The organism is Cytobacillus sp. FSL W7-1323 (genome assembly GCF_038595015.1).
GTDB classification, from domain to species: domain Bacteria; phylum Bacillota; class Bacilli; order Bacillales; family Cytobacillaceae; genus Cytobacillus; species Cytobacillus kochii.
The window spans coordinates 3157669-3183832 of record NZ_CP151998.1 but is presented as its reverse complement, the minus strand read 5'-3'; the positions used below and the strand labels follow the sequence as shown (position 1 = coordinate 3183832).

Genomic DNA, 26164 nt, shown 5'->3' with positions numbered 1-26164 from the left:
GTTTATCCACAGTGGAAAGTGGATAAAGTGTGATTAAACTGTTCATATCTCTGTACGAGTAAATAATCTCACAGTGTATAATGTGTATAAAGTTATCCACAAAAAGGGTAATGTTGGAATTTGTCGAAAAGTTTTAGTTCTATTTATTCGATTATTCATTTTCGAATATAGAATAATGCTAATTGACCATTTGATTGTGATATGTCATATTAGGTCAGAATAAGATGATAGCTTGAAATAATGAAGAATGAGGTGTTTAAACGGTCGTGCTAAAGAATTTTCTACCGGATCAACATGTAAAGAATGTTTTTGAAATTACTCCAGATATCTTGAAAGAACAAGGAATTAAAGGGATTATTACTGATTTAGATAATACGTTAGTTGAATGGGATCGACCTAATGCTACTCCAAAATTAATTAATTGGTTCGAACAAATGCGCTTAAGTGATATTAAAGTAACGATTGTATCTAATAATAATGAGAGCAGAGTGAAAAATTTCTCTGATCCTTTAAAAACACCATTTATTTATCAAGCAAGAAAACCGATGGGAAGAGCTTTTAAACGCGCGTTACTAGAAATGCAACTGGAAAAGCATGAAGTTGTTGTCGTTGGTGATCAGTTATTAACAGATGTATTAGGTGGAAATAGAAGTGGATTTAACACGATTTTAGTAGTACCTGTTGCAAAAACAGATGGGTTTTTTACGAAAATCAATCGTACGATAGAAAGAAGAATACTCAACTGGTTTAAGAAAAAAGGTATGATTAATTGGGAGGATTAACTTTGAAAGAAGAATACGTTTGTATAGGATGCGGTGTGCATATTCAAACTGAGCATCCGAATGAAATAGGTTATGCGCCAAATTCAGCATTAAAAAAAGAAGAAATTATTTGTCAGCGTTGCTTTCGCCTAAAACACTATAACGAAGTACAGGATGTCAGTTTAACAGATGACGACTTTTTGAAAATTCTAAATGGCTTAGGAAATAAAGATGCTTTAATTGTAAAGATTGTTGATATCTTTGATTTCAATGGCAGTTGGTTGCCTGGATTGCACAGGTTTGTAGGTAATAATAAAGTATTATTAGTTGGTAATAAAGTAGATTTACTACCAAAATCAGTGAATCATAATAAATTAATTCACTGGATGAAACAGCAGGCGAAGGAACTTGGTTTGAAACCTGAAGATGTCTTTTTAGTTAGTGCTGCGAAAGGTCAACAAATGAAAGAAATAGCAGCAGAAATTGATCGGTATAGAAGAGGTAAGGACGTATATATTGTCGGTTGCACGAATGTTGGAAAGTCAACGTTTGTTAACAGGATAATAAAAGAGGTAACTGGAGAAGGAGATATCATTACTACTTCTCATTTTCCAGGAACAACATTAGATATGATTGAAATTCCTTTAGAGGATGGAAAAGCCCTCATCGATACACCAGGTATTATTAATCATCATCAAATGGCACATTATATTGACAAACGTGACTTGAAAATCATTACACCGAAAAAAGAAATAAAACCGAAAGTATACCAATTAAATGATGGTCAAACCCTTTATTTTGGTGGATTAAGTCGATTTGATTTTATTCATGGTGACCGGACATCATTTATTTGTCATTTTTCTAATGAAATCCAAATTCATCGGACAAAATTAGAAAAAGCAGATGAATTATACGAAAAGCATGCTGGAGAAATGTTGACACCACCTCGTAAGGATGAATTAGACGAGTTTCCTGAACTCATTCGCCATGAATTTACAATAAAAGAAGATAAGACAGATGTCGTTTATTCAGGTTTAGGTTGGATAACAGTACCTACAGCAGGGTGCAAAATCGCAGCATATGTACCTAAGGGTGTTAATGTTTCACTAAGAAAATCACTGATATAATCCTTATTGTCAAAGGGGAGAAGAAGAGTGGAGAAGTTTTATGCAGTAATTGGGGATCCTATTGCACATTCGATGTCACCTGTGATGCATAATGATTTATTTCAGTACTACGAAATGGATGCGCATTATTTACCGTTGCATATTCAATCGGAAAATCTATCGGATGCCATAAAGGGCTTAAGGGCATGTGGTATTGCAGGATTTAATGTGACTGTGCCACATAAAGAGACTATTATGGCGTATTTAGATGAACTAGATCCTTTAGCAGAAGCAATAGGGGCAGTAAATACTGTCATTCACAGGGATGGAAAGTTAATTGGCTATAATACGGATGGAACGGGTTTCCTCCAGGGGCTGAAAAACCATCAACCACAGTTTAGTGAAAATAAAATATTGGTAGTAGGTGCAGGAGGGGCTGCTAAAGCTATTGTCTATGCTTTAGCACAAGCGAGTGTTTCCCATATCACAATTGCCAATCGCACCGTTAATCGTGCGGCGCAATTGATTGCTGATTGTCCGTATGATGTAGATATGCGAGCATTGACATTGGATGATGCAGCACATAAACTGGACGAATATGATTGTATCATTCAAACGACTTCGATTGGAATGTCACCGAGAATGGATGAAAAACCACTTAATCTTAATCTTATGCGTGAAGACGTTTTTGTTAGCGATATTATATATAATCCATTTGAAACAGCCTTTTTAGCAGAAGCAAAAGCAAAGGGAGCCCGTGTACAAAATGGACTAGAGATGTTTGTTTATCAAGGAGCGTTAGCGTTTGAGTTATGGACTTCTCAAATGCCAGACACGGAACGAATGAGAAGAAATGTGGAGCAACAATTAGGAGGAAATTATGTTAACAGGTAAGCAAAAGAGATATTTAAGATCAGAAGCACATCATTTAAACCCGATTTTCCAAGTGGGAAAAGGCGGCGTAAATGATAATATGGTGAAGCAAATTGCGGAAGCATTAGAAGCAAGAGAACTATTAAAAGTAAGCATCTTACAAAACTGTGATGAAGATAAGGATACTGTAGCCGAATTGTTAGTTAAAGGAACTAAAGCGGAACTTGTACAAGTGATTGGCAATATGATTGTGCTTTATAAACAATCTAAAGAGAATAAACAAATTAAATTACCTTAAACGATCCTGTGGGGGGAAAAGGATGAAAAGAATAGGAATCCTAGGAGGTACATTTGATCCTCCTCACTTAGGTCACTTAATTATCGCTAATGAAGTATTGCATGCAAAAGACTTAGACGAGATTTGGTTTATGCCTAACCAAGAGCCACCTCATAAAAAGAAGAGTTACTTTTTAAGTAATGAAGATAGAGTAGCATTATTAAGAAGAGCGGTTAGTGATCATCCACAATTTCAAATAGAATTAGTAGAATTAGAAAGAAAAGGTCCTTCTTACACTGTTGATACGATCAAGATCTTACATGAAAGAGAGAAAGATACAAAATTTTTCTTTATTATTGGCGCGGACATGGTTGAGTATCTGCATAAATGGCGTGATATAGATTATTTACTTGATCTTGTTACTTTTGTAGGTGTAAAGAGACCAGATTATCAATTAACGACCAAATATCCCGTTGATTATGTTGAGATTCCTGAGATTGGCATTTCATCTACTTTGATTAGAGAACGCATGCAAAATGGAAAGACAATTAAGTATTTAGTGCCAGATAATGTCCGCACATACATGGAGGAGAATCACCTATATGAACCGTGAACAGGCATTAGAGATTGTCAATGAACAATTAACAGACCATCGATATCAACATACTATTGGTGTGATGAACAGTGCCATTGAATTGGCAGAAAGATTCGGAGCAGATGTGAAGAAAGCTGAAATGGCCGCCATTTTTCATGATTATGCTAAATTTCATCCTAAGGAAGAAATGAAAGCGTGTATCATAGCAAAAGACATGCCTTCAGACTTACTAGAATATAATAGTGAGTTATGGCATGCACCAGTGGGCGCATATTTAGTCGAAACGAAAGTTGGTATTACTGATTGTGAAATATTAGAGGCAATACGCTATCATACTTCAGGGCGAGCTAATATGTCATTATTAGAGAAAGTTGTGTATTTAGCGGACTATATTGAGCCGGGTAGGCATTTTCCTGGTGTTGAAGAAGTGAGAGAACTTGCACAGCGTGATTTGGATGAAGCATTAATTCAAGCTGTGAAAAACTCTATTCTTTTTCTAATGAAAAAAAATCAATCAGTCTATCCGCTCACATTAACGATGTACAATGATTTAGTGATGAATAGAAAGGGTTGATGATATGTCAGAAAAACAATTACTTACAACAGTTGTTAAAGCAGTAGACAGTAAGAGAGCAGAAGATATTGTGGCACTAAATATGAAAGGAATCTCGTTAATAGCGGATTATTTCGTTATTTGTCACGGGAATTCAGATAAGCAAGTGCAAGCTATTGCTAAAGAGGTAAAAGACAAAGCTGAAGAAAGCGGCTATGAAGTCAAAAGAATGGAAGGGTTTGATGAAGCACGCTGGGTTTTAGTTGACTTAGGGGATATCGTTGCACATGTGTTCCATCGTGATGAAAGAAGTTATTATAACTTAGAACGTCTTTGGGGCGATGCAAAAACGGAAGATATTAAAAGTGAGCTGCAACCGTAATGAGTTATCAGCAATTTGCTTATCTCTATGATGGATTAATGGTAGATGCACCTTATGAAAAGTGGGTATCCATTGTTGCATCACAGTGTAATCTTCATCAATTAAAAGGTAAGCGCCTCCTAGATCTTGCTTGTGGAACAGGTGAGCTGTCTTTGCGATTGGCTAAAAAAGGATATGAAGTAACTGGGGCTGATTTATCAGACAATATGCTTGCGGTTGCACAAAGAAAAGCAGCGAGCGAAGCCCTGTCAATTCAATTTTTAGAGCAGGATATGTCCCAATTAGATGAAATTGGTTGCTATGATATCATTACTATTTTTTGTGATTCATTGAACTATCTCCAATCAGAAGATGAAGTAAAATCTACCTTCTCAGGTGTATATGAACATTTAGCTGATGACGGTTTGTTTATGTTTGACGTGCATACCGTTCATAAAATTGATGATTTGTTTGTTAATCAAACGTTTGCCCTGAATGAAGAAGACGTAAGTTATATTTGGCAAAGTTTTGAAGGGGAATTTCCTCATAGTGTGGAACATGATTTGTCATTCTTCGTCCTTGATGAAAAAATAGGCACATACAAACGATATGATGAATGCCATTTTCAGAGAACGTATGAATTTGACGTATACAGACAGTGGTTGAAAGAGGCAGGTTTTGAAATAACTACTTTTTTCGTTGATTTTAATGAGAAAAATAGAGAAATGAACGATGCTGAAAGATTGTTTTTTATTTGTAAAAAGCTGAAAAACAGAATATAAACAAAGAAAAGTCCCGGAAAAAATTCCGAGACTCTTTTTTTGTTAGAAGGGTTATGGCATTTTTTATAGAACTATTAAATAGTTGTATATTGCGTTTTAACCAGGTTTATATCCTCAGTAAACTTTGAGTGAGTCGCTTGGAACAAGTGTTCAAACATATCTCCTAACTCTTTTTCAAGTATCTTTATGCCTTCGCCAGTAACTCCGCCCTTTACACACACCTTTTCTTGTAAAGTAGGTAATGTATAATGTCCTTGGCGCAACAATTCCCCTAAACCTATCAGCATTTCACTAGCTAATTTTGTGGCTGTATCATTATCTATCTTTGTTTCCTTAACGGCGGCATCGATAAATCGTTGGGTTAAGTAACTAAAAAATGCAGGACCACAGCTAACGATATCTGAAGCCACTCTTGTAATATTCTCCTCAATAATGGTAGGGACAGAAATTTGTTCAAACAGCCATTGAATACTTTCTCGCCATTCTTTTGAGCAATGATCTCCATATGTGACTAGAGAGACACCAGCTAATGCTCGGTTCGTAATACTCGGAATGACTCTTGCACTTGAACAGTACAAGACAGACTCTAATTGATTTACTGCAATAGGACTTGTAATAGAGATGACGCATTTGTCTCTATTTAGACTCGGTTGAATGGTTTGAATGACTTCGTAAACATCATGCGGTTTGACACACACGAAAATAAGCGAAGACATCTTTGCAGTTGTCAGTGCATCTCGTGCCACATTGATATCTGGATATGCTTTTTTTATCTCCAATGATTTTGCAATGGTACGGTTTGTAATGGTAATGGAAGAAGGGGAAACAGCTTTGCTATCAAGCAAGGCTTCTGTCAAAATTCTCCCCATATTGCCTGTGCCAATTATACCGATATTCAAAATACATCCCTCCTTCGCCAACAAAAAATGACTCCTATTAAAAATATGAAGCACCAGTTGAAATTATGTCTATTGAAAGGAATTGATGAAAATGGAATGGGTGAAGCAATACGCCCTGTATATTGTAATAGCTGCTGGATTCATTGTTGGTGCTTTATGTATGTGGTTGCTCTCCCCACTTCTAAATCAAAACAATACGGTTGAAGTGGAAAATGAATGGTTGCTTGATGATAAAGGTTTTGAAGAAGGGGGGGAAATATCTCAAGAAGAAGAAGAGAATTATTCAGATGATGATGTTATGGTTGACATTAAAGGAGAAGTCAAAGACCCTGGCGTCTATGAATTAAAAAGCACCCAGCGTATTGTAGATGCTATTCAAGTTGCAGGAGGGTTTCTAAGTGAAGCGGATCAAAAACAAGTCAATCTTGCTCAGAAACTGACAGACGAAATGGTTATCTATATTCCAAAAGTGGGGGAAGAGGGCGTGTCGTCATTACCGCCGTTAAACGAGGGTAATGATGGGAAAATCAATTTGAATCAAGCAACGATTGAACAGCTTGAAACACTGCCAGGGATTGGCCCTTCAAAAGCAGAAGATATTCTTTCGTATAGAGAGGAAGTCGGCTCTTTTAAAGCTATTGAAGATTTAAAAGAAGTATCAGGAATTGGAGAAAAAACGTTTGAAAAACTAAAAGATCTAATAAGTGTTAATTGATTAGATGAAAATGGATTTGACCATACATGTATGGTGTGATTAAACTAAAATATGAGGATGTTTTTAAAAAAGGGAGAGACGTACAATGGACAGAATTTCTTGGGATCAATATTTTATGGCACAAAGCCATTTACTAGCATTAAGAAGTACATGTACACGATTAACTGTAGGGGCAACAATTGTTCGCGATAAACGAATGATCGCAGGTGGATATAATGGGTCAATCACAGGTGGCGATCATTGTATTGATGAAGGGTGCTACGTCATTGACAATCATTGTGTTAGAACAATACATGCGGAGATGAATGCGATTTTACAGTGCGCGAAATTTGGTGTACCAACAGAGAATGCAGAAATTTATGTAACTCATTTTCCATGCTTACAATGCTGTAAAGCGATTATTCAAGCAGGCATTAAAAAGGTATACTATGCAGAGGACTATAAAAATCATCCATATGGGATCGAGCTATTTCAACAAGCTGGAGTCTCGTTAAAGAAAGTACCTTTCGATCAACAACAGTTAGATGCAAAAGCAACAGAAAAGAACGACTTAATTAAGAAGTTATTGGTTGAAATTAGAGACTTAAAAGGTGAGAACGCTCTAGATGCTCAATTAAAAGAAGAAGTAGAAACAATTTTAAAATAATTGATGGATGAAACGGTTTATTAGGTAGCGAGCCGTTTCATCCTCTTGGTGTACAATACTATTCTAAATGGGTGGTGAGATTTCTTTGCCAGGGAAATGGTTTTTTTGCTCCCTTGTCGCGATTTTTTCACTCTTATCTTCTTTCTCCTCTTATTTTTATTTCATTCCCCTTTTCCTATTTTTTCTCTTTAGTATTTTTACAAGGTATCTTTCTCGAAGACTGACATTATTATTTATTTTATGTAGTGTGTTATTTTTCATTAGAGGTTATGTTGCTTCTTATGATAATGGGACTGATATAAGAAGTGAAAGGACTGATTTCACGCTGACCTTTACTCATGGATGGGTCATTGATGGAGATCATCTCTCTGCTCAAGCGATCGATCAACCTTCAAATGAAAAGCTCGTATTTACATACTATATTCCATCTAAGGAAGAGAAAGACTCACTGGAGAAGGTAACGAGTACAGGTCTGATATGTAATGTGATGGGCAAACTAGAAACTCCGCAAAAAGCAACAAATTTTCATAGCTTTGATTACCAACAATATTTAGAGCGCAAAGGTATTCACTGGCAAATTCAAACTGACCAATTTGATTTACGAAGCTGCCAAATGGGCAATACGAATATCGTTACACAAATTTGGCAATTGCGGGAAAAAGGGATCCAATACGTGAGTAAGTATTTTCCAAATGAGACCGCACCACTAGTGAATGCTCTAGTTTATGGAGACCGATCGCAATTAGATGAAACCGTTGAAACAGCTTATCAAAGATTAGGCATTATTCATTTATTAGCTATTTCAGGTATGCATGTAAGTTTATTAGCTGGAATGCTCTTATTTGTGGGCTTAAGGCTAGGTGTGACAAGGCAGCATATGTTGATGATTTTAGTGGGTTTGTTACCGATCTATGGCATCCTTGCCGGAGGAACACCTTCAGTGATTCGAGCTGTAGCAATGCTTATGTTCGCAGCGCTTTTTAAGATTTTTTTGTCAGCTATGAGAACGCAAGATGTGTTATGTATTGTATTTGTTTGTTATTTATTAATTAACCCATTTATTCTTTATGACGTTGGTTTTCAGCTTTCTTTCACAGTTACTTATGTTTTACTTTTGTCTTCTTATTCTCTCCTCAAAAGACGTACCTCTCCTATAAGATCTCTTTTTATAATATCCTTTATTTGTCAATTAGCAGCAACGCCAATATTACTTTATTCCTTCTATGAAATCTCAATCTTCTCCCTCGTCGCTAATATACTCTTTGTACCCATTTTTTCTTTTGTTATTCTCCCGCTATTTCTGTTCTTATTGGCTTATCATATGATTGTTGGAACTTGGGCTTGGTTTCCGATTCAATGGATAAATACATTACTAGAGCGAATGAATGATTTGAGTTTAACAATAGCGGATTTTCCCCAGGCTGTATTAACATTAGGGAGACCCTCTTTGTGGCTTATTCTGCTCTATTTAATTGCAATCAATCTTTTCTTCTTACAATGGGAGAAAGGGGAGGGGAGAAAGAATTTTCTATTAGCAAGCATTGCACCTTTTTTCGTCTTTTTCATTCACTATCTCACTCCTTATTTTTATTTTACAGGTGAAGTATCCTTTATTGATGTAGGGCAAGGGGACAGTATTTTCATTCGTTTACCTCATAACAGGGGGAATTATTTAATTGATACTGGGGGAGTACTTTCGTTTGATAAAGAGGAATGGCAGGAAAGAACCGGCGCATTTGATCCTGGGGAAGATATCGTTGTGCCTTTTTTGAAAAGTAAAGGCATTAGGAAAATTGATAAACTGATTCTTACACATGGTGATAGTGATCATATGGGTGGTGCACCAGCTGTTTTGTCTATGATTGAAGTAAGTGAGATATTACTCCCGATTACGAAGGAAAGAAGTGCGTTAGAAACAGAGATAATAAAGATAGCTCACACAAAACAGGTTAATGTACGGCAGGTAAGTGCTGGAGTACGTTGGCGTATGAAGACTGAGGAATTTCAAATTCTTATGCCGTTTGATAAAACAGCAAATAATAAAAATGATGGGTCTATCGTGCTTTATGCTGTCATAGGAGGATTAACATGGTTATTTACTGGTGATTTAGAAGAAGCTGGGGAAGCGAAGCTAGTCAATAAATATGAAAGGTTATCTGTTGATGTATTAAAAGTGGGACATCACGGAAGTAAAACTTCGACGACTGAGAAGTTTCTTGATGGAGTAAAACCTAAACTGGCAGTTATTTCAGTTGGTAGAAACAATCGTTTCGGTCATCCAACAGAGGAAGTGTTGCAGAGGTTAAGAAATCATCAAATTCCAATAGTAAGAACTGATCGTCATGGCGGAATTACTTATGTTTTTTTCAAAGGTAACGGAACCTTTTCAACTGTCCTACCATAGGATATGTTATGCCCAGACAATAGAAAACAACTTAACTTTCTTTTCAAAAAATAAAAAAGACTGCAAGCGTAATGCAGTCTCTTCCGAAAGCTCGATGTCAATGCAAAATTGCAGAAGTATGTATCTGCTAATGAGCCTTCAAGGGTTATGCGCCGATTGCTTTAATTGCGACCGCAATGACAAATAGAATGGTAAAGAATCCGAAAGAAGCAACGAATCCCATTGCGGAGTCACCAATATCGTGACGTTTCGATTGGACATTTTTTTCAAATTCGTTCACAGTCAACCCTCCTATTTCCTTAATTAGTATAAGTGATTTCCATGAAAAAATCTACACTTCTAGAAATGCTTTTCCTTTACTTACATGAGTTGACAGCGATAATTCAGCGACTGTCATGACATATTATAAGTATAAGGGTGCACCGCTTCAGCAAGAGTATCCTAGGCCTCTTGCTTGCAAGCGTTTCTATATAGATTGTTTGAGAAGCGCCTTAAAAAGCGCTTTTCTTTATATTTATTGGTATTATAAGCAGCGTACATTCTTTTCATTCCACTTGTCAAAATCGATTTGCTTCTATAGGATAGATAGTACTTATAAAAAATGATCGGAGCGAGAAAAAGTGGTTTTTGATATATGGAAGCAAATTAAAGCAAAAAGCTTCTCATCTGTATATTTATTATACGGTACCGAGCCTTACCTTATAAATGAAACGAAACAATTATTAATAAATCATGCGTTACTGCCAGAAGAACTTGACTTCAATTTGTCTACCTATGATTTAGAAGAAACGCCTATTGAAGTTGCGCTTGAAGACGCTGAAACGTTTCCTTTTATGGGGGAGCGCCGTCTTATTATTTTACATAATCCCTATTTTCTAACAGCGGATAAAGGGAAAGCGAAGGTAGAGCATCAATTAAATGCACTTGAGAATTATTTGAAAGATCCTGCTCCTTACACGATTCTCGTATTTTCAGGCGCATATGAAAAGCTAGACGAACGTAAAAAGTTAACGAAACAAATCAAAAAAAGCGCTGCAGTGTTAGAAGCGAAACAATTGAATGAGAAAGAGCTACATTTTTGGATGCGTGATCGTGCATCCAAAAATGGCGTACAGATTGATGAAGAAGCAATCAATCTTCTACTTACACTATCAGGTATGAATTTATTTATGTTAACGAGCGAAATGGATAAGCTTGCTTTATATGGAAGTGATGAAAGACGTATTACGGTTGAAATGGTGGATCAATTAGTGTCGCGGTCTTTAGAACAAAATATCTTTACACTTGTAGAAAAAGTCGTCCATAGAGATATAGAAGCAGCATTAAGAATTTTTTATGATTTATTGAAGTTAAATGAGGAACCTATCAAAATTTTGGCAGTCATTACAAATCAGTTTCGTCTCATTTACCAAGTGAAAGAATTGTCTAGAAGAGGTTACGGACAAAATCAGATAGCTGGATATATTAAAACGCACCCTTTTAGAGTGAAACTTGCCGCCGGTCAAGCGAGACTTTTTAGTGAAGAAGAGTTATCGCAAATCATGGATATTCTCGCAGATGCGGATTATCAAATGAAAACCGGAGGAATGAACAAGCAATTATTAATTGAGTTATTCTTATTTAAATTAAATAAACGGGATATGGAAGTTCTATAAATAATCTTTTATATGTAATGAAAAAAAGCTATCCATCATGCGGATAGCTTTTTATGATTTCTACAAATTAAGCATTTGCAGTATTCATTCTTTTCATTAAACGAGATTTCTTACGAGCAGCAGCATTTTTATGGATAAGTCCTTTTGCAGCAGCTTTATCTAGTTTGCTTGCAGCTAGTGCAAAGCTTTCAGCAGCATTTGCATCGTTATTAGCAATCGCAGCTTCAGATTTTTTCACTGCAGAACGCATGTTAGACTTAGCTTGAATGTTACGTGCATAGCGTGCTTCGTTTGTTTTAACACGTTTGATAGCAGATTTAATATTTGGCATTCCATTCACCTCCTACAAAAAAGGCATCGAATTTTTATGAACTCGATATTTGTATTCATCATTAATATAAATTCAGAACAAGTGATATTCTATCAAAACTGAGACAATAAATCAATACAAAACGAGGAAATCCATCTTCTCCTTCACTGTAGAAACATATTGTTCACATATAAAACATGCATGATTTGAACAAGTGGTGGTCATCCTAAAACTACAATAATACGCAAAAAAGGTGGTCGTTTGGCTTTGAATGAGAAGTTGGATCTAAGCAAATATGGGATAAGAACGGACTTAGCAATAGAAGCTCGTGAGGTCGTATTAGAAAACCAAGGAATACAAGGTGAAGATAATCAGTCCCAAATCGAAGGCGTTATTATTAAAGAAAAAGAAAAAGAGGGCATGAAAATCTCTTATGTTGAAGTGACTGAACAAGGAAGTGAAATGCTAGGGAAAAAACCAGGTAAATATTTAACAATAGAGGTACAGGGGATTAGACAACAAGATACGGAAACGCAACTGCAAGTGGAAAAGCTATTTGCTAAAGAAATGGCCTACTTTATTAAAGACCTAGGTATTGGCCCTAATGATTCATGTTTAATTGTTGGTTTAGGGAACTGGAATGTTACCCCAGATGCGATTGGACCCGAAGTATGTGAAAACCTACTAATTACTCGGCACTTATTTGAGTTACAGCCAGAGAGTGTAGAAGATGGCTATCGTCCTGTCAGTGCGCTTTCGCCTGGTGTAATGGGTTTAACGGGTATTGAAACGAGTGACATTTTGTTTGGCATTGTTGAGAAAACGAAGCCGGATTTTGTCATTGCCTTGGACGCTCTAGCAGCAAGGTCAATTGAAAGGGTCAATTCTACTATCCAAATTTCTGATACAGGGATTCATCCCGGTTCAGGTGTAGGCAATAAACGAAAGGAAATTAGTAAAGAAACTTTAGGTGTACCTGTTATTGCAATTGGAGTACCAACTGTTGTTGATGCCGTTTCAATTACAAGTGACACAATTGATTTTATCCTCAAGCATTTCGGAAAGGAACTGAAAGAAGGGGACAAGCCTTCTCGCTCACTAATACCGGCCGGAATGACATTTGGAGAAAAGCGAAAGCTATCTGAAGAAGATTTACCCGAGGAGAAAGAGCGACAAACATTTATGGGTATTGTGGGTACTTTACCTGAGGAAGAAAAACGTAAATTAATCGGAGAAGTATTATCTCCATTGGGACATAACTTGATGGTGACCCCAAAAGAAGTAGATGTGTTTATAGAAGATATGGCTAATTTACTAGCTAATGGATTAAATGCAGCTCTCCATTCTAAAGTAAATCAAGAGAATACAGGCTTTTATACGCGATAAAAAGGTTCTATCTTTTCTATTCTTTTCATACAATCTATTACTAGAATGAGGGAAAGGTGATTCGAATGAAAAGATTCATGGTCGCAACTATATTAATTATATCTCTTATGTTCATTTCTGTTTTGTTTGGTATGAAGCAAGCGAATCATGCAATGGTAGAGATGAGTGCGCTAACAGTCGGGGACGATAGGGGCGCATCCACACACGACTTACAAGGTAAGCAAAAACAATTAGAGGAGATGAAGTCCTTTAATCTCTTTTCATCTATAGGTAAGTCCATATCAGAAGGAACTCAAGCCATTACAAGAACAGGTATTGATATGGTAGTTGATAAGGTACAAGAAAAAGATGAGGAGTAATAGAGCATTCCCTAGGTGGATTCGAGGATCCGCCTAGGCCTAATAAAAAAGTTCAATAATCTCAGATGAAACAATTCCCCAACTAGCTTTTCAATTCTTACACAAGAAATGAAACTCCGATTGAATCTGTACACCCATTCATGAATTTCGTTGAATCTTCCATTTTGTACTGCTATAATCAACAATATGTATGTCTTTTCGATTAGAAAGAGAAGCAAGTAAATAAATGAAGTACATATCATCCACTTTTTAAGTGCTAAGAAACTTGGCTAACAATAATGATTGTAATCGTTGAGAGAAGGATCGTATCGTATAGAGACTTTGTGGAGCCCAGACAATTAGTGTACTTACTAGTGAAAACTGTTGTGAACCATACACATATGTGTGATTTGCGCTTTTATATAGGAGTGAAGAAAGTTACATGAACAGAGAAGAGAGACTGAATAGGCAATCTAGGATCCGTAATTTTTCCATTATTGCTCATATTGACCATGGGAAATCTACGTTGGCTGACCGTATTTTGGAAAAAACAAATGCCCTTACTGCGCGGGAAATGAAAGACCAGCTCCTAGATTCTATGGATTTAGAGAGAGAACGTGGCATTACGATTAAATTAAATTCTGTACAACTCAAATATAAAGCTAAGGATGGAGAAATTTATACCTTCCATCTAATTGATACGCCAGGGCACGTCGATTTTACATATGAAGTGTCCAGAAGTTTAGCTGCATGTGAGGGTGCAGTATTAGTCGTTGATGCTGCTCAAGGAATAGAGGCGCAAACGTTAGCTAATGTATACTTGGCATTAGATAATGATTTAGAAATATTACCTGTTATTAATAAAATAGATTTACCTAGTGCCGATCCAGAACGTGTGAGAAATGAAGTGGAAGAAGTCATTGGACTCGATGCTTCTGAAGCTGTTTTAGCATCTGCCAAAGCGGGAATTGGGATTGAAGATATTCTAGAGCAAGTGGTAGAAAAGGTTCCGGCACCTACTGGAGATCCCGATGCACCCCTTAAAGCGTTAATATTCGATTCGTTATATGATGCTTATCGTGGGGTTGTTGCTTATATCCGCGTCGTTGATGGAACGGTTAAAGTGGGCGACAAAGTTAAAATGATGGCTACTGGTAAAGAGTTCGAAGTGACCGAGGTTGGCGTGTTTACACCTAAATCGACACCAATGGATGAGCTTTCCGTTGGAGATGTTGGTTTCTTAACGGCAGCAATTAAAAATGTAGGCGATACACGTGTTGGTGATACGATTACAAGTGCAAAGAATGGTGCAACAGACCCGTTGCCTGGTTATCGTAAACTGAACCCGATGGTCTATTGTGGACTTTATCCGATTGATAGTGCGAAGTTCAATGATTTACGTGAAGCACTTGAAAAACTAGAACTGAATGATTCTGCTCTTCAGTACGAGCCTGAGACTTCCCAGGCACTTGGATTTGGATTCCGTTGTGGATTTTTAGGTTTATTGCATATGGAGATTATTCAAGAAAGAATTGAGCGCGAATTTAAGATTGATTTGATTACAACTGCACCAAGTGTAATCTATGATGTCATGCTAACAGATGGGACAGAGTTGAAAGTTGATAACCCATCAGATATGCCGGATGCACAAAAAATTGACAGAGTAGAAGAACCTTATGTAAAAGCAACGATGATGGCACCAAATGAATATGTTGGGGCGATTATGGAACTGTGTCAATTAAAACGAGGCAATTTCATTGATATGCAATATATGGATGAATCACGCGTGAATATTGTATATGAAATTCCTTTATCAGAAATTGTTTATGACTTTTTTGATCAATTAAAATCAAATACAAAAGGGTATGCGTCTTTTGATTATGAATTAATCGGTTATCGCCCATCCAAGCTAGTGAAAATGGATATTTTATTAAATGCAGAGAAAGTTGATGCCTTGAGCTTTATTGTTCATAGTGACTTTGCTTACGAACGAGGAAAAGTGATAGTTGAAAAATTAAAAGAACTTATTCCGCGTCAACAGTTTGAAGTCCCTATTCAAGCAGCTGTTGGACAAAAGATAATTGCTCGTTCAACAATAAAAGCGATGCGCAAAAATGTCCTTGCAAAATGTTATGGTGGGGATATTTCCCGTAAAAGAAAATTGCTTGAAAAGCAAAAAGAAGGGAAAAAACGCATGAAACAAGTGGGGTCGGTTGAAGTACCGCAAGAAGCATTTATGGCTGTATTAAAAATGGATGATAATAATACAAAGAAATAAAATAAATTGCTTTATTAGGATAGGTTAGGTATGCTTTCCCATAGGCGTATCCTAGCCTATTTTTTTCCGTTTTAAATTTTAAAATAGAAGCAGAAACAAAGAGACTAAAATTGGAAAGTCTAAAGATTGTTTTTGCTAGACTCATCACTAGATGATGAGAAACCTAAAAAAGTAAGGTTGTGAAAGTAATGATTCAAGCGGCATACCTTCATATACCGTTTTGTGAGCATATCTGTCACTATTGTGATTTTAATAAAGTGTTCTTAAAGGGACAACCAGTAGATGAGTATCTACAATATTTAGATAAAGAAATGGAAATTACGATGAACAGCAGCGACTACGCTCCTTTTAAGACTATATTTGTCGGAGGAGGTACACCGACTGCTTTGAATGAAAAGCAACTTGCAACTTTTCTAGAGTCAATTCGCAAAAGATTACCTCTTGCTGGTCAGTATGAGTTTACGTTTGAAGCTAATCCAGGGGACTTGTCATACGAAAAACTTAAGCTTTTGTATGATTATGGGGTCAATCGATTAAGCTTAGGTGTACAAACATTTAATGATCAATTGTTAGAGAAAATTGGTAGAGTACATCGGGCAAAAGATGTATATCAGTCAGTGGAATCAGCAAAAAAAGCTGGCTTTAAAAATATGAGTATAGACCTTATTTATAGTTTGCCTACTCAAACGATGGCAGACTTCCAAGAAACTTTAACCACTTCCTTTCAATTAGATGTTCAGCATTATTCTGCTTATTCTCTCATCATAGAGCCAAAAACAGTATTTTATAACCTTATGCGTAAAGGTAAACTTCATACCCCTGGGGAGGATGTTGAGGCAGCCATGTATGAGTTATTAATGGAAAAAATGAAAGAGAATGGCTTTGAGCAGTATGAAATTAGTAATTTTTCTAAACCTGGCTTTGAAAGTAAACATAATTTGACCTATTGGAATAATGAAGCTTATTTTGGGTTTGGTGCTGGTGCCCATAGCTATGTGGAAGGTTATCGTCGCTCGAATTACGGTCCTTTAAAAAAATATATGGAACCATTAGATCAAAATGAGTTGCCTATTATGGATAAACATGAAGTAACGAAGAAGGAGAAAATGGAGGAAGAAATGTTTCTTGGACTTCGGAAAACACAAGGTGTTTCTATGAAAGAGTTTAAGGATAAATACTATATAGATATTATGGAGGTATTTCGCGAAGAATTACTAGGACATGAACAGAAGTCTTTACTAGAAATAAAAGGTGATTCTATTCAATTAACAAAGCAAGGCCGACTGTTAGGCAATGAAGTTTTTCAATCATTTATTAAATGATTAGAACGGTAAAAGCTACCGCTCTATTTCGTTGATCAGGTGGTACGTAGAAAGAAGCAAAATATGTTGAAATCATTGTATTCTAAACAATGATCAAACGAGTGGTACATTCAACATTCTTCCTTGAATGATGGTTTGTTGTCTTTCTTTTAATAATTATGATGGAGATAAGGCGCAAAAGATTGACACTCGCTCCTAGATTTGATAATTTATTATTAGATTTAGCACTCATTAAATGAGAGTGCTAACAGAGGTGATTACTGTGTTAACAGATCGTCAATTGTTGATATTCCAAGTGATTGTTGATGATTTTATTCAGACGGCACAGCCGGTTGGCTCAAGAACATTATCTAAGAAAGATGAAATTTCTTTTAGCTCGGCGACAATTAGGAATGAAATGGCTGATTTAGAGGAGCTTGGTTTTTTAGAAAAAACACATACCTCATCAGGACGAATACCTTCTGAGAAGGGGTATAGATACTATGTCGACCATCTTTTATCCCCGCAGCGACTAAATAAACGTGAGGTAGTACAAATGAAAAGTATTTTCAGTGATAAGATGTACGAATTAGAAAAAATTGTACAAAAATCAGCTAAAATCCTTTCAGAAATGACGAATTACACTTCAATCGTTTTAGGTCCGGCAGTGAAGGAGAATAGGTTAAAAAGAATTCAAATCGTTCCATTGAATGATCACACAGCCATTGCAATTATTGTGACAGATACTGGGCATGTGGAAAATAGAATGTTTCATTTTCCTGAATCCATGAACCCAGCAGATATTGAAATGATGGTAAATATTTTAAATGATCGTTTAGTGGGTGTACCAATTGAACATCTAAATCAAACGATTTATAAAGAAGTTGCCATAGTTTTACGCCAGCATATCCAACATTATGACTTTCTTTACCACTCAATTATCGATACGATTCAAATGCCTGCAAATGAGAAATTGTTCTTTGGTGGGAAAACGAATATATTAAGTCAACCCGAGTTTCATGATATAGACAAGGTAAAGGACTTACTTTATATGATTGAGCAGGAAGAAGGAATATATGATTTAATACGTAATCATTCCTCAGGTATTCGAGTGAAAATTGGTACCGAAAATAAAAATTCTGCGATGGATAATTGTAGTTTAATTACCGCAAGCTATTCTATTGGTGCAGAACAATTGGGAACGATTGCTATATTAGGACCAACCAGAATGGAATATTCCAGAGTCATCAGTTTGCTACAATTTTTAAGTAAAGGCTTATCTTATGAGTTGACAAGGCTGTATCAAAACGAATAACCCTGGAAATATTGAATAAGGGTGGAATTCGCTTCCACCCCTTTAACTATGAACCCAATAGCATTTAAGGGAGGTGAAAAAGTTGGCAGAAGAAAAAGAGACTCTACAAGAAGAGGTAAACAAATCCGAGCAAGAAAACATTCAACCAGAAGAAGTTTTTGGTGAAGCTGCTGACACTCAATCTGAAGGTGATTCATCTGAAGTAAATAGTGAGGTTTCTGCGCTGGAAGCTAAGGTGGCAGAGCTTGAGAAAAAGGTGGAAGAGGCCGATAATCGTTATTTAAGATTACAAGCGGATTTTGATAATAGCAGACGTCGTGCGAAGTTAGATCGTGAAGCGTCTGAAAAATATAGAGCGCAAAGCTTAGTATCAGATTTATTACCAGCCCTTGATAACTTTGAAAGAGCACTGCAATCTAATTCAGACGATAGTAGCGTGCAATCATTGCTACAAGGTATGGAAATGGTTTATCGCAGTTTAATCGAGGCGTTGAAAAAAGAAGGCGTTGAACAGATTGAAGCTGTAGGCCAAGTATTTGACCCTCAATTCCATCAAGCTGTTATGCAGGTGGAAGAAGAAGGCTACGATTCTAATGTAGTCGTTGAAGAATTTCAAAAAGGTTATTTACTGAAAGACCGTGTCATTCGACCGGCAATGGTTAAAGTAAATCAATAACTACATATTATGTAATGGAGGTATAGATCATGGGCAAAATTATTGGTATTGACTTAGGAACAACAAATTCATGTGTTGCTGTGCTTGAGGGCGGCGAAGCAAAGGTAGTTCCAAATCCTGAAGGAAATAGAACAACGCCATCAGTTGTTTCTTTCAAAAATGGTGAACGTCAAGTAGGGGAAGTAGCTAAACGACAAGCAATTACGAACCCGAATACAATTATTTCAATTAAACGCCATATGGGAACAGATTATAAAGTAGAAGCAGAAGGTAAAGAGCTTTCTCCACAAGAAGTATCTGCAGCTATCCTTCAATACTTAAAAGGCTATGCTGAAGATTATCTTGGAGAAACAGTTGATAAAGCTGTTATCACTGTTCCTGCTTATTTTAATGATGCTGAGCGTCAAGCGACAAAAGATGCGGGTAAAATTGCGGGGTTAGAAGTTGAACGTATCATTAACGAACCAACTGCTGCCGCACTTGCTTACGGTATGGATAAAACGGACGAAGATCAAACGATTTTAGTATATGACCTTGGTGGTGGTACTTTTGACGTCTCTATCCTTGAATTAGGAGATGGCGTATTTGAAGTAAAAGCAACTGCAGGTGATAATCGACTAGGTGGAGATGACTTTGACCAAGTGATCATTGACTACTTAGTGGAACAATTTAAAAAAGAAAATGGTATTGATTTAGCTAAAGATAAAATGGCTCTTCAACGTTTGAAAGATGCAGCTGAAAAAGCGAAAAAAGATCTTTCAGGTGTTACTTCTACGCAAGTTTCTTTACCATTTATCACAGCAGGTGAAGCTGGACCACTTCACTTAGAAGTTACTTTATCAAGAGCAAAATTTGATGAGCTTTCTGCAGATTTAGTTGAACGCACAATGGGACCAACTCGCCAAGCGTTAAAAGATGCTGACCTTTCTCCATCAGAAATTGATAAAGTCATTCTTGTTGGTGGTTCTACACGTATTCCAGCTGTACAAGAAGCGATTAAAAAAGAAACAGGTAAAGACCCACATAGAGGGGTAAACCCTGATGAAGTCGTAGCGATGGGAGCTGCCATTCAAGGTGGTGTCATCACTGGTGATGTGAAAGACGTTGTTTTACTTGACGTGACTCCACTTTCACTAGGTATTGAAACAATGGGTGCGGTATTCACGAAGCTAATTGAACGTAATACAACAATCCCAACATCTAAATCACAAGTATTCTCTACAGCTGCTGATAACCAATCTGCTGTTGATATCCATGTACTTCAAGGTGAACGTCCAATGGCACAAGATAATAAAACACTAGGTCGTTTCCAATTAGGAGATATTCCACCGGCACCACGTGGTGTACCACAAATTGAAGTATCATTTGATATCGATAAAAACGGTATTGTTAATGTTCGTGCGAAGGATCTTGGCACAAATAAAGAACAAGCTATTACAATCAAATCTTCAACAGGTCTTTCAGATGAAGAAATCGATCGTATGGTGAAAGAAGCTGAAGATAATGCAGAAGCGGATAAACAACGTAAAGAAGAAGTTGAACTTCGCAATGAAGCAGATCAATTAGTTTTCACTACTGAAAAAACATTAAAAGATCTTGAAGGTAAAGTAGAAGAAGCAGAAGTGACAAAAGCAAATGAAGCGAAGGATGAATTGAAAGCTGCCATTGAAAAAGGTGACTTAGAAGACATTCGCACGAAAAAAGATGCACTTCAAGAAATCGTTCAAGCTTTGACTATGAAGTTATATGAAGAAGCACAACAACAAGCACAAGCAGCTCAAGGTGCAGAAGGCGATGCATCTAAAAAAGCAGACGATAATGTGGTAGATGCAGAGTACGAAGAAGTAGAAGACGATAAAAAATAATTTTAAAGTCCTAACAAAAGTCAAAGTCAGGTATTACTTGGCTTTGGCTTTATTTTTGCATTAAAAAGTTCATTATTTAAGTGGCATTTGTTTTAGAAATAAGAAGTAAGGAAGCAATCGTCAGCTTACTTCTTATTTCTAAACTATAAACCACACTTTGTTAATGAAAAGAACATAAAATAGTCATAAAAATCATGTATCCTCACCCGTAGAGGTGAAATAAAGTGGACGAACTGCTTTCGCTTTTTTATGATCTAGCTGCAGGTGCCATCGGCTTGAGGTCATAAGTCAAAGCTGTGTCTATGAGGTAAGAACAACCTCATAGCCAACCTCACCTTATGCTTGTCGCTCCAGAGCAAGCCGCTTCCGCTTTCTTATTGTCTAGCTGCAGCGGCATGGAGCTCGAGGTCATAAGTCAAAGCTGTCTATGAGGTAAGAACAACCTCATAGCCAACCTCGCCTTATGCTTGTCGCTCCAGAGCAAGCCGCTTCCGCTTTTCTTATTGTCTAGCTGCAGCGGCATGGAGCTCGAGGTCATAAGTCAAAGCTGTCTATGAGGTAAGAACAACCTCATAGCCAACCTCGCCTTATGCTTGTCGCTCCAGAGCAAGCCGCTTCCGCTTTTCTTATTGCCTTTTGGGTTGGTGGGATGATACAATTATTTTTATGTGAAATGGATCGGGGAGTGGTAATCATGGATAAAAGAGATTACTATGAAGTCCTAGGCGTAAGTAAAGGTGCGTCTAAGGATGAAATAAAGAAAGCATACAGAAAATTATCGAAGAAGTATCATCCGGATATTAATAAAGAACCGGGTGCGGATGAAAAGTTTAAAGAAGTGAAAGAAGCTTATGAAGTATTGAGTGATGATCAGAAAAAAGCTCATTATGATCAATTTGGTCATACAGATCCAAACCAAGGTTTTGGTGGTGGAGGTGGCTTCGAAGGCTTTGGTGGCTTTGAAGATATCTTCAGTTCTTTCTTTGGTGGAGGATCAAGAAGAAGAGATCCGAATGCACCGCGCCAAGGTGCTGATTTGCAATATAATATGACGGTATCTTTCGAAGATGCCGCTTTTGGTAAAGATACTGAAATTGAAATTCCACGTGAAGAAACGTGTGAAACATGTAATGGTTCAGGCGCGAAACCTGGGACGAAACCTGAAACGTGTAAACATTGTCATGGTTCCGGTCAATTAAATGTAGAGCAAAATACACCGTTTGGTAAGATTGTCAACCGTCGTGTATGTAATTATTGTAACGGTACAGGCAAAGAGATTAAACATAAATGTTCAACATGTGGTGGCGACGGTAAAGTGAAAAAACGTCGCAAAATCAGTGTGAAAATTCCAGCAGGTATTGATGATGGTCAGCAACTTCGTGTATCTTCTCAAGGGGAACCTGGTGTAAACGGTGGACCAGCAGGTGATTTATATGTTGTTTTCCACGTTCGTGCACATGAGTTCTTTGAGAGGGATGGCGACGATATTTATTGTGAAATGCCAGTTACATTTGTGCAGGCTGCACTTGGGGATGAAGTAGAAGTTCCAACACTTCACGGCAAGGTTAAGCTCAAAGTACCAGCAGGAACACAGACAGGTACAAAGTTCCGTCTAAAAGGAAAAGGTGTAGCTAATGTGAGAGGTTATGGTACTGGTGATCAACATATTATTGTTAGAGTGGTAACACCGACGAAGTTATCAGATAAACAAAGACAGCTATTAAATGAATTTGCAGAAGTGAGTGGCAAAGTACCTCAAGGTGAACAAGAAGATGGGTTTTTCTCAAAAGTAAAGCGTGCCTTTAAGGGTGAATAAGTGAAATGGAGTTGGTAGTAAGATGAAATGGTCAGAGATTAGTGTTCACACGGCGAACGAAGCAGTTGAGCCGATTTCAAATATTCTTCATGAAGCAGGTGCAAGTGGTGTAGTGATTGAAGATCCATTTGAATTGAAGAAAGAACGAAGAGATCAATACGGCGAAATCTACCAGCTCGATCCACATGATTATCCAGAGGAAGGCGTAATCGTTAAAGCATATTTACCGATTAATAGCTTTTTAGGCGAAACAGTAGAAGAAATAAAGAATGCCATTAGTAACCTTTTATCGTTTAATATTGATATTGGTAAAAATGAGGTCAGTATTAGTGAAGTGAACGAAGAAGAGTGGGCGACTGCTTGGAAGAAGTACTATCACCCTGTGAAAATCTCTAAACGATTCACGATTGTTCCAACTTGGGAAGAATATACACCAGTAAGTAGTGATGAACTCATTATTGAATTGGATCCAGGAATGGCATTTGGAACAGGAACTCATCCAACAACAGTGATGTGTATTCAAGCACTAGAGCATATTGTTACATCTGGTGATCATATTATCGATGTGGGAACGGGGTCAGGAGTACTCAGTATTGCTGGAGCGATGCTCGGTGCAGAGAATATTACTGCACTCGATTTGGACGAAGTAGCTGTACGTTCAGCGAAAATCAATATCAAGTTAAATAAAGTGCAGGATATTGTTGAAGTCTCTCAAGGTAATCTGTTAGATAATATTACTGTACAAGCTGAAGTAGTAGTCGCCAATATTTTAGCAGAAGTAATTGTAAGTTTTACAGATGATGTCGCGCAAGTGGTGAAACCAGGAGGTCATTTTATTGCTTCTGGCATTATTCAGCAGAAAAAACAGGCTGTCAAAGAGGCGATGATTTCAAGTGGTTTTGACATTGTTGAGACAATTCAAATGGAAGATTGGGTTGCCATTATAGGTAAAAAGCAGTAATGTACTAGGGGGAGTCATGAATTCCCCCTATTTATTCGTTTAGTAAGGGGTTATATATATGCAACGATATTTTGTGAATCATAGAGAAAATGATCATTTTTTTATTACAGGTGATGATTATCACCACATTACCCGCGTAATGAGGATGAATGTAGGTGACGAAATTATTTGTGTAGACCCTGACGGAAAAGCAGCTCAATGTAAACTGGTTAACATTACCTCTGAAGTGGTAGAGTTAGAAGTTGTACAATGGATAGAGAAAAATGTCGAATTACCTGTTGATGTTACCATTGTGAGCGGATTGCCTAAAGGGGATAAGCTCGAATGGATAATACAAAAAGGCACCGAACTTGGCGCCCATCGGTTTATCCCTTTTATGTCAGCTCGTTCCATTGTAAAGTTAGACGAAAAAAAGGCGAATAAAAAGAAAGATCGTTGGCAAAAGATCGCTAAAGAAGCGGCCGAGCAGTCTCATCGCATCATAGTACCACATGTGTATGGACCACAGTCCTTACAGCAGTTACTAGAAATAAGTAAAAATTATGATTATAAATGTGTCGCTTATGAAGAAAGTAGTAAACAAGGTGAATCATCGGCTTTTCACCAAGTACTCAAGGGTATGTCCCGGGGAGACTCTTTATTATTTATTTTTGGGCCAGAAGGTGGCCTGACAGAAAAAGAAATAACGCTTTTAGAGGATGAAGGGTTTATTTCTTGTGGATTAGGACCAAGAATATTAAGAACTGAAACAGCACCTTCCTATGTACTTTCAGCTGTTTCTTATCATTTTGAATTAATGGAGTGAAGATATATGCCATCAGTAGCTTTTCATACACTTGGTTGTAAAGTAAACCATTATGAAACAGAAGCCATCTGGCAATTGTTTAAAGAAGAAGGATACGATCGTGTCGGTTTTGAATCTACCTCTGATGTGTATGTGATTAACACATGTACGGTTACGAATACTGGTGATAAAAAAAGCAGACAAGTCATTCGTAGAGCCATTCGAAAAAATCCGGACGCTGTCATTTGTGTAACAGGATGCTATGCCCAAACATCACCGGCAGAAATCATGGCCATCCCAGGTGTGGATGTTGTCGTTGGAACACAAGACAGGAAGAAAATGTTAGGGTATATTGAGCAATATAAAAGTGAACGTCAACCGATTAATGGTGTCGGAAATATTATGAAAAATCGGGTTTACGAGGAACTAGATGTTCCGGCCTTTACAGATAGGACGCGTGCTTCATTAAAAATACAAGAAGGTTGTAATAACTTCTGCACTTTTTGTATCATTCCTTGGGCTCGTGGCTTAATGAGATCTAGAGACCCCAAAGAAGTGATTCATCAAGCGCAACAATTAGTGGAGGCTGGTTACAAAGAAATTGTCTTAACCGGGATACATACTGGCGGTTATGGCGAGGATCTTAAGGATTATAATCTAGCTATGCTACTAAAGGATTTAGAAGAACAGGTTAAAGGCATTAAACGGATTCGTATATCCTCTATTGAGGCGAGTCAAATTACGGATGAAGTGATTGAAGTAATTAGAAACTCTAAGGTTGTTGTCCGTCATCTGCATATTCCGATTCAATCAGGATCGGACACAGTATTAAAAAGAATGCGTCGAAAGTATACGATGGCGTTTTTCGCTGAACGTATTGAGCGCTTAAAAGAAGCCTTACCTGGTTTAGCAGTTACTTCAGATGTCATTGTCGGTTTTCCTGGTGAAACAGAAGAAGAATTTATGGAGACGTATGATTTTATTAAAAAACATAAATTTTCAGAGCTTCATGTTTTTCCTTATTCAAGTAGAACAGGCACACCAGCAGCACGAATGACTGATCAAATTGATGAAGAAGTTAAGAATGAAAGAGTTCATCGCTTAATTCATTTATCTGATCAACTAGCGAAAGAGTACGCAAGTCGCTTTGAAGATGAAGTACTCGAGATCATCCCTGAAGAAAAATACAAAGATGCGCCAGACGGGAATTTGTATGTAGGCTATACGGATAATTACTTAAAAGTGATTGTGCCTGCAACAGAAGAGATGGTAGGTAAATTAGTCAAAGTGAAGATAACAAAAGCAGGTTATCCATATAACGAAGGGCAATTTATTCGTGTCATGGATGAGATGAAAGAAAAAGCAGTATAAACGATTAGAGCTGACCGTTCATTGACCGGTCAGCTTTTTTTACTGCATTTTTATTCCGTAAGAAAAATAGTCGGAGTAAGGTAAATGGTGAATCTAGGAAAACGAATGAAACCCTAAGTAATTCTTTATTTTAGTG

At 37.1% G+C, this 26164-nt stretch carries 26 protein-coding genes; 23 read left to right on the top strand and 3 right to left on the bottom strand.

Going from position 1 to position 26164, the window contains the following annotated elements; translation table 11 throughout:
- Nucleotides 1–266 precede the first annotated feature (266 nt).
- From MKX67_RS16105 to MKX67_RS16070, 8 genes are read left to right on the top strand one after another with little or no spacing between them, the layout of a single operon-like run.
- Nucleotides 267–782: a YqeG family HAD IIIA-type phosphatase gene (locus MKX67_RS16105; protein ID WP_095372488.1), complete on the top strand. Its 516-nt coding sequence runs from the start codon at nt 267–269 to the stop codon at nt 780–782.
- A 2-nt stretch (nt 783–784) separates the two neighbouring features.
- Complete coding sequence (yqeH, locus tag MKX67_RS16100; protein WP_095372489.1) at nt 785–1888, top strand: ribosome biogenesis GTPase YqeH; 1104 nt, start codon at nt 785–787, stop codon at nt 1886–1888.
- Nucleotides 1889–1915: 27 nt separating this feature from the next.
- Complete coding sequence (gene aroE, locus MKX67_RS16095; RefSeq protein ID WP_095372490.1) at nt 1916–2761, top strand: shikimate dehydrogenase; 846 nt, start codon at nt 1916–1918, stop codon at nt 2759–2761.
- On the top strand, nt 2748–3038 hold the full coding sequence (gene yhbY / locus MKX67_RS16090) for a ribosome assembly RNA-binding protein YhbY (RefSeq protein ID WP_095372491.1): 291 nt from the start codon (nt 2748–2750) through the stop codon (nt 3036–3038). The genes aroE and yhbY overlap by 14 nt, the downstream gene beginning before the upstream one ends.
- A 22-nt stretch (nt 3039–3060) precedes the next feature.
- Nucleotides 3061–3630 carry a nicotinate-nucleotide adenylyltransferase gene (locus tag MKX67_RS16085; RefSeq protein WP_095372492.1) on the top strand — a complete coding sequence of 190 codons (570 nt, stop codon included), beginning with the start codon at nt 3061–3063 and terminating at the stop codon, nt 3628–3630.
- Complete coding sequence (gene yqeK, locus MKX67_RS16080; RefSeq protein ID WP_095372493.1) at nt 3620–4186, top strand: bis(5'-nucleosyl)-tetraphosphatase (symmetrical) YqeK; 567 nt, start codon at nt 3620–3622, stop codon at nt 4184–4186. The genes MKX67_RS16085 and yqeK overlap by 11 nt, the downstream gene beginning before the upstream one ends.
- 4 nt (nt 4187–4190) lie before the next feature.
- The gene (gene rsfS, locus MKX67_RS16075) at nt 4191–4547 is read left to right on the top strand and encodes a ribosome silencing factor (RefSeq protein ID WP_095372494.1); all 357 of its coding nucleotides are present in this window, start codon (nt 4191–4193) and stop codon (nt 4545–4547) included.
- A complete protein-coding gene (locus MKX67_RS16070) occupies nt 4547–5308 on the top strand; it encodes a class I SAM-dependent methyltransferase (protein ID WP_095372495.1) in 762 nt (253 codons plus the stop codon). The genes rsfS and MKX67_RS16070 overlap by 1 nt, the downstream gene beginning before the upstream one ends.
- Nucleotides 5309–5382: 74 nt before the next feature.
- Here MKX67_RS16070 and comER read toward each other — a convergent pair whose 3' ends face one another.
- Nucleotides 5383–6207, bottom strand: coding sequence for a late competence protein ComER (gene comER, locus MKX67_RS16065; RefSeq protein ID WP_095372496.1), 825 nt, complete (start codon nt 6205–6207; stop codon nt 5383–5385).
- Nucleotides 6208–6298: 91 nt separating this feature from the next.
- On the opposite strand from comER, the gene MKX67_RS16060 reads away from it, so the two are divergent.
- The 3 genes from MKX67_RS16060 to MKX67_RS16050 all read left to right on the top strand — a co-directional run bounded on the left by MKX67_RS16060 (nt 6299) and on the right by MKX67_RS16050 (nt 9972).
- On the top strand, nt 6299–6922 hold the full coding sequence (locus MKX67_RS16060) for a helix-hairpin-helix domain-containing protein (RefSeq protein ID WP_095372497.1): 624 nt from the start codon (nt 6299–6301) through the stop codon (nt 6920–6922).
- 85 nt (nt 6923–7007) lie between these two features.
- Nucleotides 7008–7568: a ComE operon protein 2 gene (locus MKX67_RS16055; RefSeq protein WP_095372498.1), complete on the top strand. Its 561-nt coding sequence runs from the start codon at nt 7008–7010 to the stop codon at nt 7566–7568.
- Nucleotides 7569–7653: 85 nt separating this feature from the next.
- On the top strand, nt 7654–9972 hold the full coding sequence (locus MKX67_RS16050; RefSeq protein ID WP_341096729.1) for a DNA internalization-related competence protein ComEC/Rec2: 2319 nt from the start codon (nt 7654–7656) through the stop codon (nt 9970–9972).
- 145 nt (nt 9973–10117) lie between these two features.
- Here the strand turns inward: MKX67_RS16050 and MKX67_RS16045 are convergent, their stop codons facing one another.
- On the bottom strand, nt 10118–10252 hold the full coding sequence (locus tag MKX67_RS16045) for a YqzM family protein (RefSeq protein ID WP_095372500.1): 135 nt from the start codon (nt 10250–10252) through the stop codon (nt 10118–10120).
- 340 nt (nt 10253–10592) lie between these two features.
- Here MKX67_RS16045 and holA point away from each other — a divergent pair, with 340 nt between their 5' ends.
- Complete coding sequence (gene holA / locus MKX67_RS16040) at nt 10593–11627, top strand: DNA polymerase III subunit delta (protein ID WP_342488456.1); 1035 nt, start codon at nt 10593–10595, stop codon at nt 11625–11627.
- Nucleotides 11628–11694: 67 nt separating this feature from the next.
- On the opposite strand, the gene rpsT is transcribed toward holA, so the two are convergent.
- Entirely contained in the window at nt 11695–11958 is a 264-nt protein-coding gene (rpsT, locus tag MKX67_RS16035; protein WP_095372502.1) for a 30S ribosomal protein S20, read from the bottom strand.
- 246 nt (nt 11959–12204) lie between these two features.
- Between rpsT and gpr the strand changes: the two genes are divergently transcribed.
- The 11 genes from gpr to mtaB all read left to right on the top strand — a co-directional run bounded on the left by gpr (nt 12205) and on the right by mtaB (nt 26028).
- Nucleotides 12205–13323: a GPR endopeptidase gene (gpr, locus tag MKX67_RS16030; protein ID WP_095372503.1), complete on the top strand. Its 1119-nt coding sequence runs from the start codon at nt 12205–12207 to the stop codon at nt 13321–13323.
- Nucleotides 13324–13388: 65 nt separating this feature from the next.
- Entirely contained in the window at nt 13389–13682 is a 294-nt protein-coding gene (locus tag MKX67_RS16025; RefSeq protein WP_095372504.1) for a DUF3679 domain-containing protein, read from the top strand.
- 421 nt (nt 13683–14103) lie between these two features.
- Nucleotides 14104–15939 carry a translation elongation factor 4 gene (lepA, locus tag MKX67_RS16020; RefSeq protein WP_095372505.1) on the top strand — a complete coding sequence of 612 codons (1836 nt, stop codon included), beginning with the start codon at nt 14104–14106 and terminating at the stop codon, nt 15937–15939.
- A gap of 188 nt (nt 15940–16127) precedes the next feature.
- Entirely contained in the window at nt 16128–17261 is a 1134-nt protein-coding gene (gene hemW, locus MKX67_RS16015; protein WP_341096707.1) for a radical SAM family heme chaperone HemW, read from the top strand.
- Nucleotides 17262–17523: 262 nt separating this feature from the next.
- Nucleotides 17524–18555, top strand: coding sequence for a heat-inducible transcriptional repressor HrcA (gene hrcA, locus MKX67_RS16010; protein ID WP_095372507.1), 1032 nt, complete (start codon nt 17524–17526; stop codon nt 18553–18555).
- An 82-nt stretch (nt 18556–18637) separates the two neighbouring features.
- Entirely contained in the window at nt 18638–19231 is a 594-nt protein-coding gene (gene grpE, locus MKX67_RS16005) for a nucleotide exchange factor GrpE (RefSeq protein ID WP_095372508.1), read from the top strand.
- A gap of 29 nt (nt 19232–19260) precedes the next feature.
- A complete protein-coding gene (dnaK, locus tag MKX67_RS16000) occupies nt 19261–21096 on the top strand; it encodes a molecular chaperone DnaK (RefSeq protein ID WP_095372509.1) in 1836 nt (611 codons plus the stop codon).
- Between the two features lie 694 nt (nt 21097–21790).
- Entirely contained in the window at nt 21791–22912 is a 1122-nt protein-coding gene (dnaJ, locus tag MKX67_RS15995) for a molecular chaperone DnaJ (protein WP_307312851.1), read from the top strand.
- 22 nt (nt 22913–22934) lie between these two features.
- Entirely contained in the window at nt 22935–23873 is a 939-nt protein-coding gene (gene prmA, locus MKX67_RS15990) for a 50S ribosomal protein L11 methyltransferase (RefSeq protein WP_341096687.1), read from the top strand.
- A gap of 58 nt (nt 23874–23931) precedes the next feature.
- On the top strand, nt 23932–24678 hold the full coding sequence (locus MKX67_RS15985) for a 16S rRNA (uracil(1498)-N(3))-methyltransferase (protein WP_281202237.1): 747 nt from the start codon (nt 23932–23934) through the stop codon (nt 24676–24678).
- Between the two features lie 6 nt (nt 24679–24684).
- The gene (gene mtaB, locus MKX67_RS15980) at nt 24685–26028 is read left to right on the top strand and encodes a tRNA (N(6)-L-threonylcarbamoyladenosine(37)-C(2))-methylthiotransferase MtaB (protein WP_095372512.1); all 1344 of its coding nucleotides are present in this window, start codon (nt 24685–24687) and stop codon (nt 26026–26028) included.
- Nucleotides 26029–26164: the final 136 nt, after the last annotated feature.

Excerpts from the sequence above, each read along its gene's own strand:
- yhbY (WP_095372491.1), top strand. The coding sequence starts at position 2,748 with ATGTTAACAGGTAAGCAAAAGAGATATTTAAGATCAGAAGCACATCAT.
- MKX67_RS16085 (WP_095372492.1), top strand. The coding sequence starts at position 3,061 with ATGAAAAGAATAGGAATCCTAGGAGGTACATTTGATCCTCCTCACTTA.
- yqeK (WP_095372493.1), top strand. The coding sequence starts at position 3,620 with ATGAACCGTGAACAGGCATTAGAGATTGTCAATGAACAATTAACAGAC.
- rsfS (WP_095372494.1), top strand. The coding sequence starts at position 4,191 with ATGTCAGAAAAACAATTACTTACAACAGTTGTTAAAGCAGTAGACAGT.
- MKX67_RS16070 (WP_095372495.1), top strand. The coding sequence starts at position 4,547 with ATGAGTTATCAGCAATTTGCTTATCTCTATGATGGATTAATGGTAGAT.
- MKX67_RS16060 (WP_095372497.1), top strand. The coding sequence starts at position 6,299 with ATGGAATGGGTGAAGCAATACGCCCTGTATATTGTAATAGCTGCTGGA.
- MKX67_RS16055 (WP_095372498.1), top strand. The coding sequence starts at position 7,008 with ATGGACAGAATTTCTTGGGATCAATATTTTATGGCACAAAGCCATTTA.
- rpsT (WP_095372502.1), bottom strand. The coding sequence starts at position 11,958 with ATGCCAAATATTAAATCTGCTATCAAACGTGTTAAAACAAACGAAGCA.
- MKX67_RS16025 (WP_095372504.1), top strand. The coding sequence starts at position 13,389 with ATGAAAAGATTCATGGTCGCAACTATATTAATTATATCTCTTATGTTC.
- lepA (WP_095372505.1), top strand. The coding sequence starts at position 14,104 with ATGAACAGAGAAGAGAGACTGAATAGGCAATCTAGGATCCGTAATTTT.
- hemW (WP_341096707.1), top strand. The coding sequence starts at position 16,128 with ATGATTCAAGCGGCATACCTTCATATACCGTTTTGTGAGCATATCTGT.
- dnaK (WP_095372509.1), top strand. The coding sequence starts at position 19,261 with ATGGGCAAAATTATTGGTATTGACTTAGGAACAACAAATTCATGTGTT.
- dnaJ (WP_307312851.1), top strand. The coding sequence starts at position 21,791 with ATGGATAAAAGAGATTACTATGAAGTCCTAGGCGTAAGTAAAGGTGCG.
- prmA (WP_341096687.1), top strand. The coding sequence starts at position 22,935 with ATGAAATGGTCAGAGATTAGTGTTCACACGGCGAACGAAGCAGTTGAG.
- MKX67_RS15985 (WP_281202237.1), top strand. The coding sequence starts at position 23,932 with ATGCAACGATATTTTGTGAATCATAGAGAAAATGATCATTTTTTTATT.
- mtaB (WP_095372512.1), top strand. The coding sequence starts at position 24,685 with ATGCCATCAGTAGCTTTTCATACACTTGGTTGTAAAGTAAACCATTAT.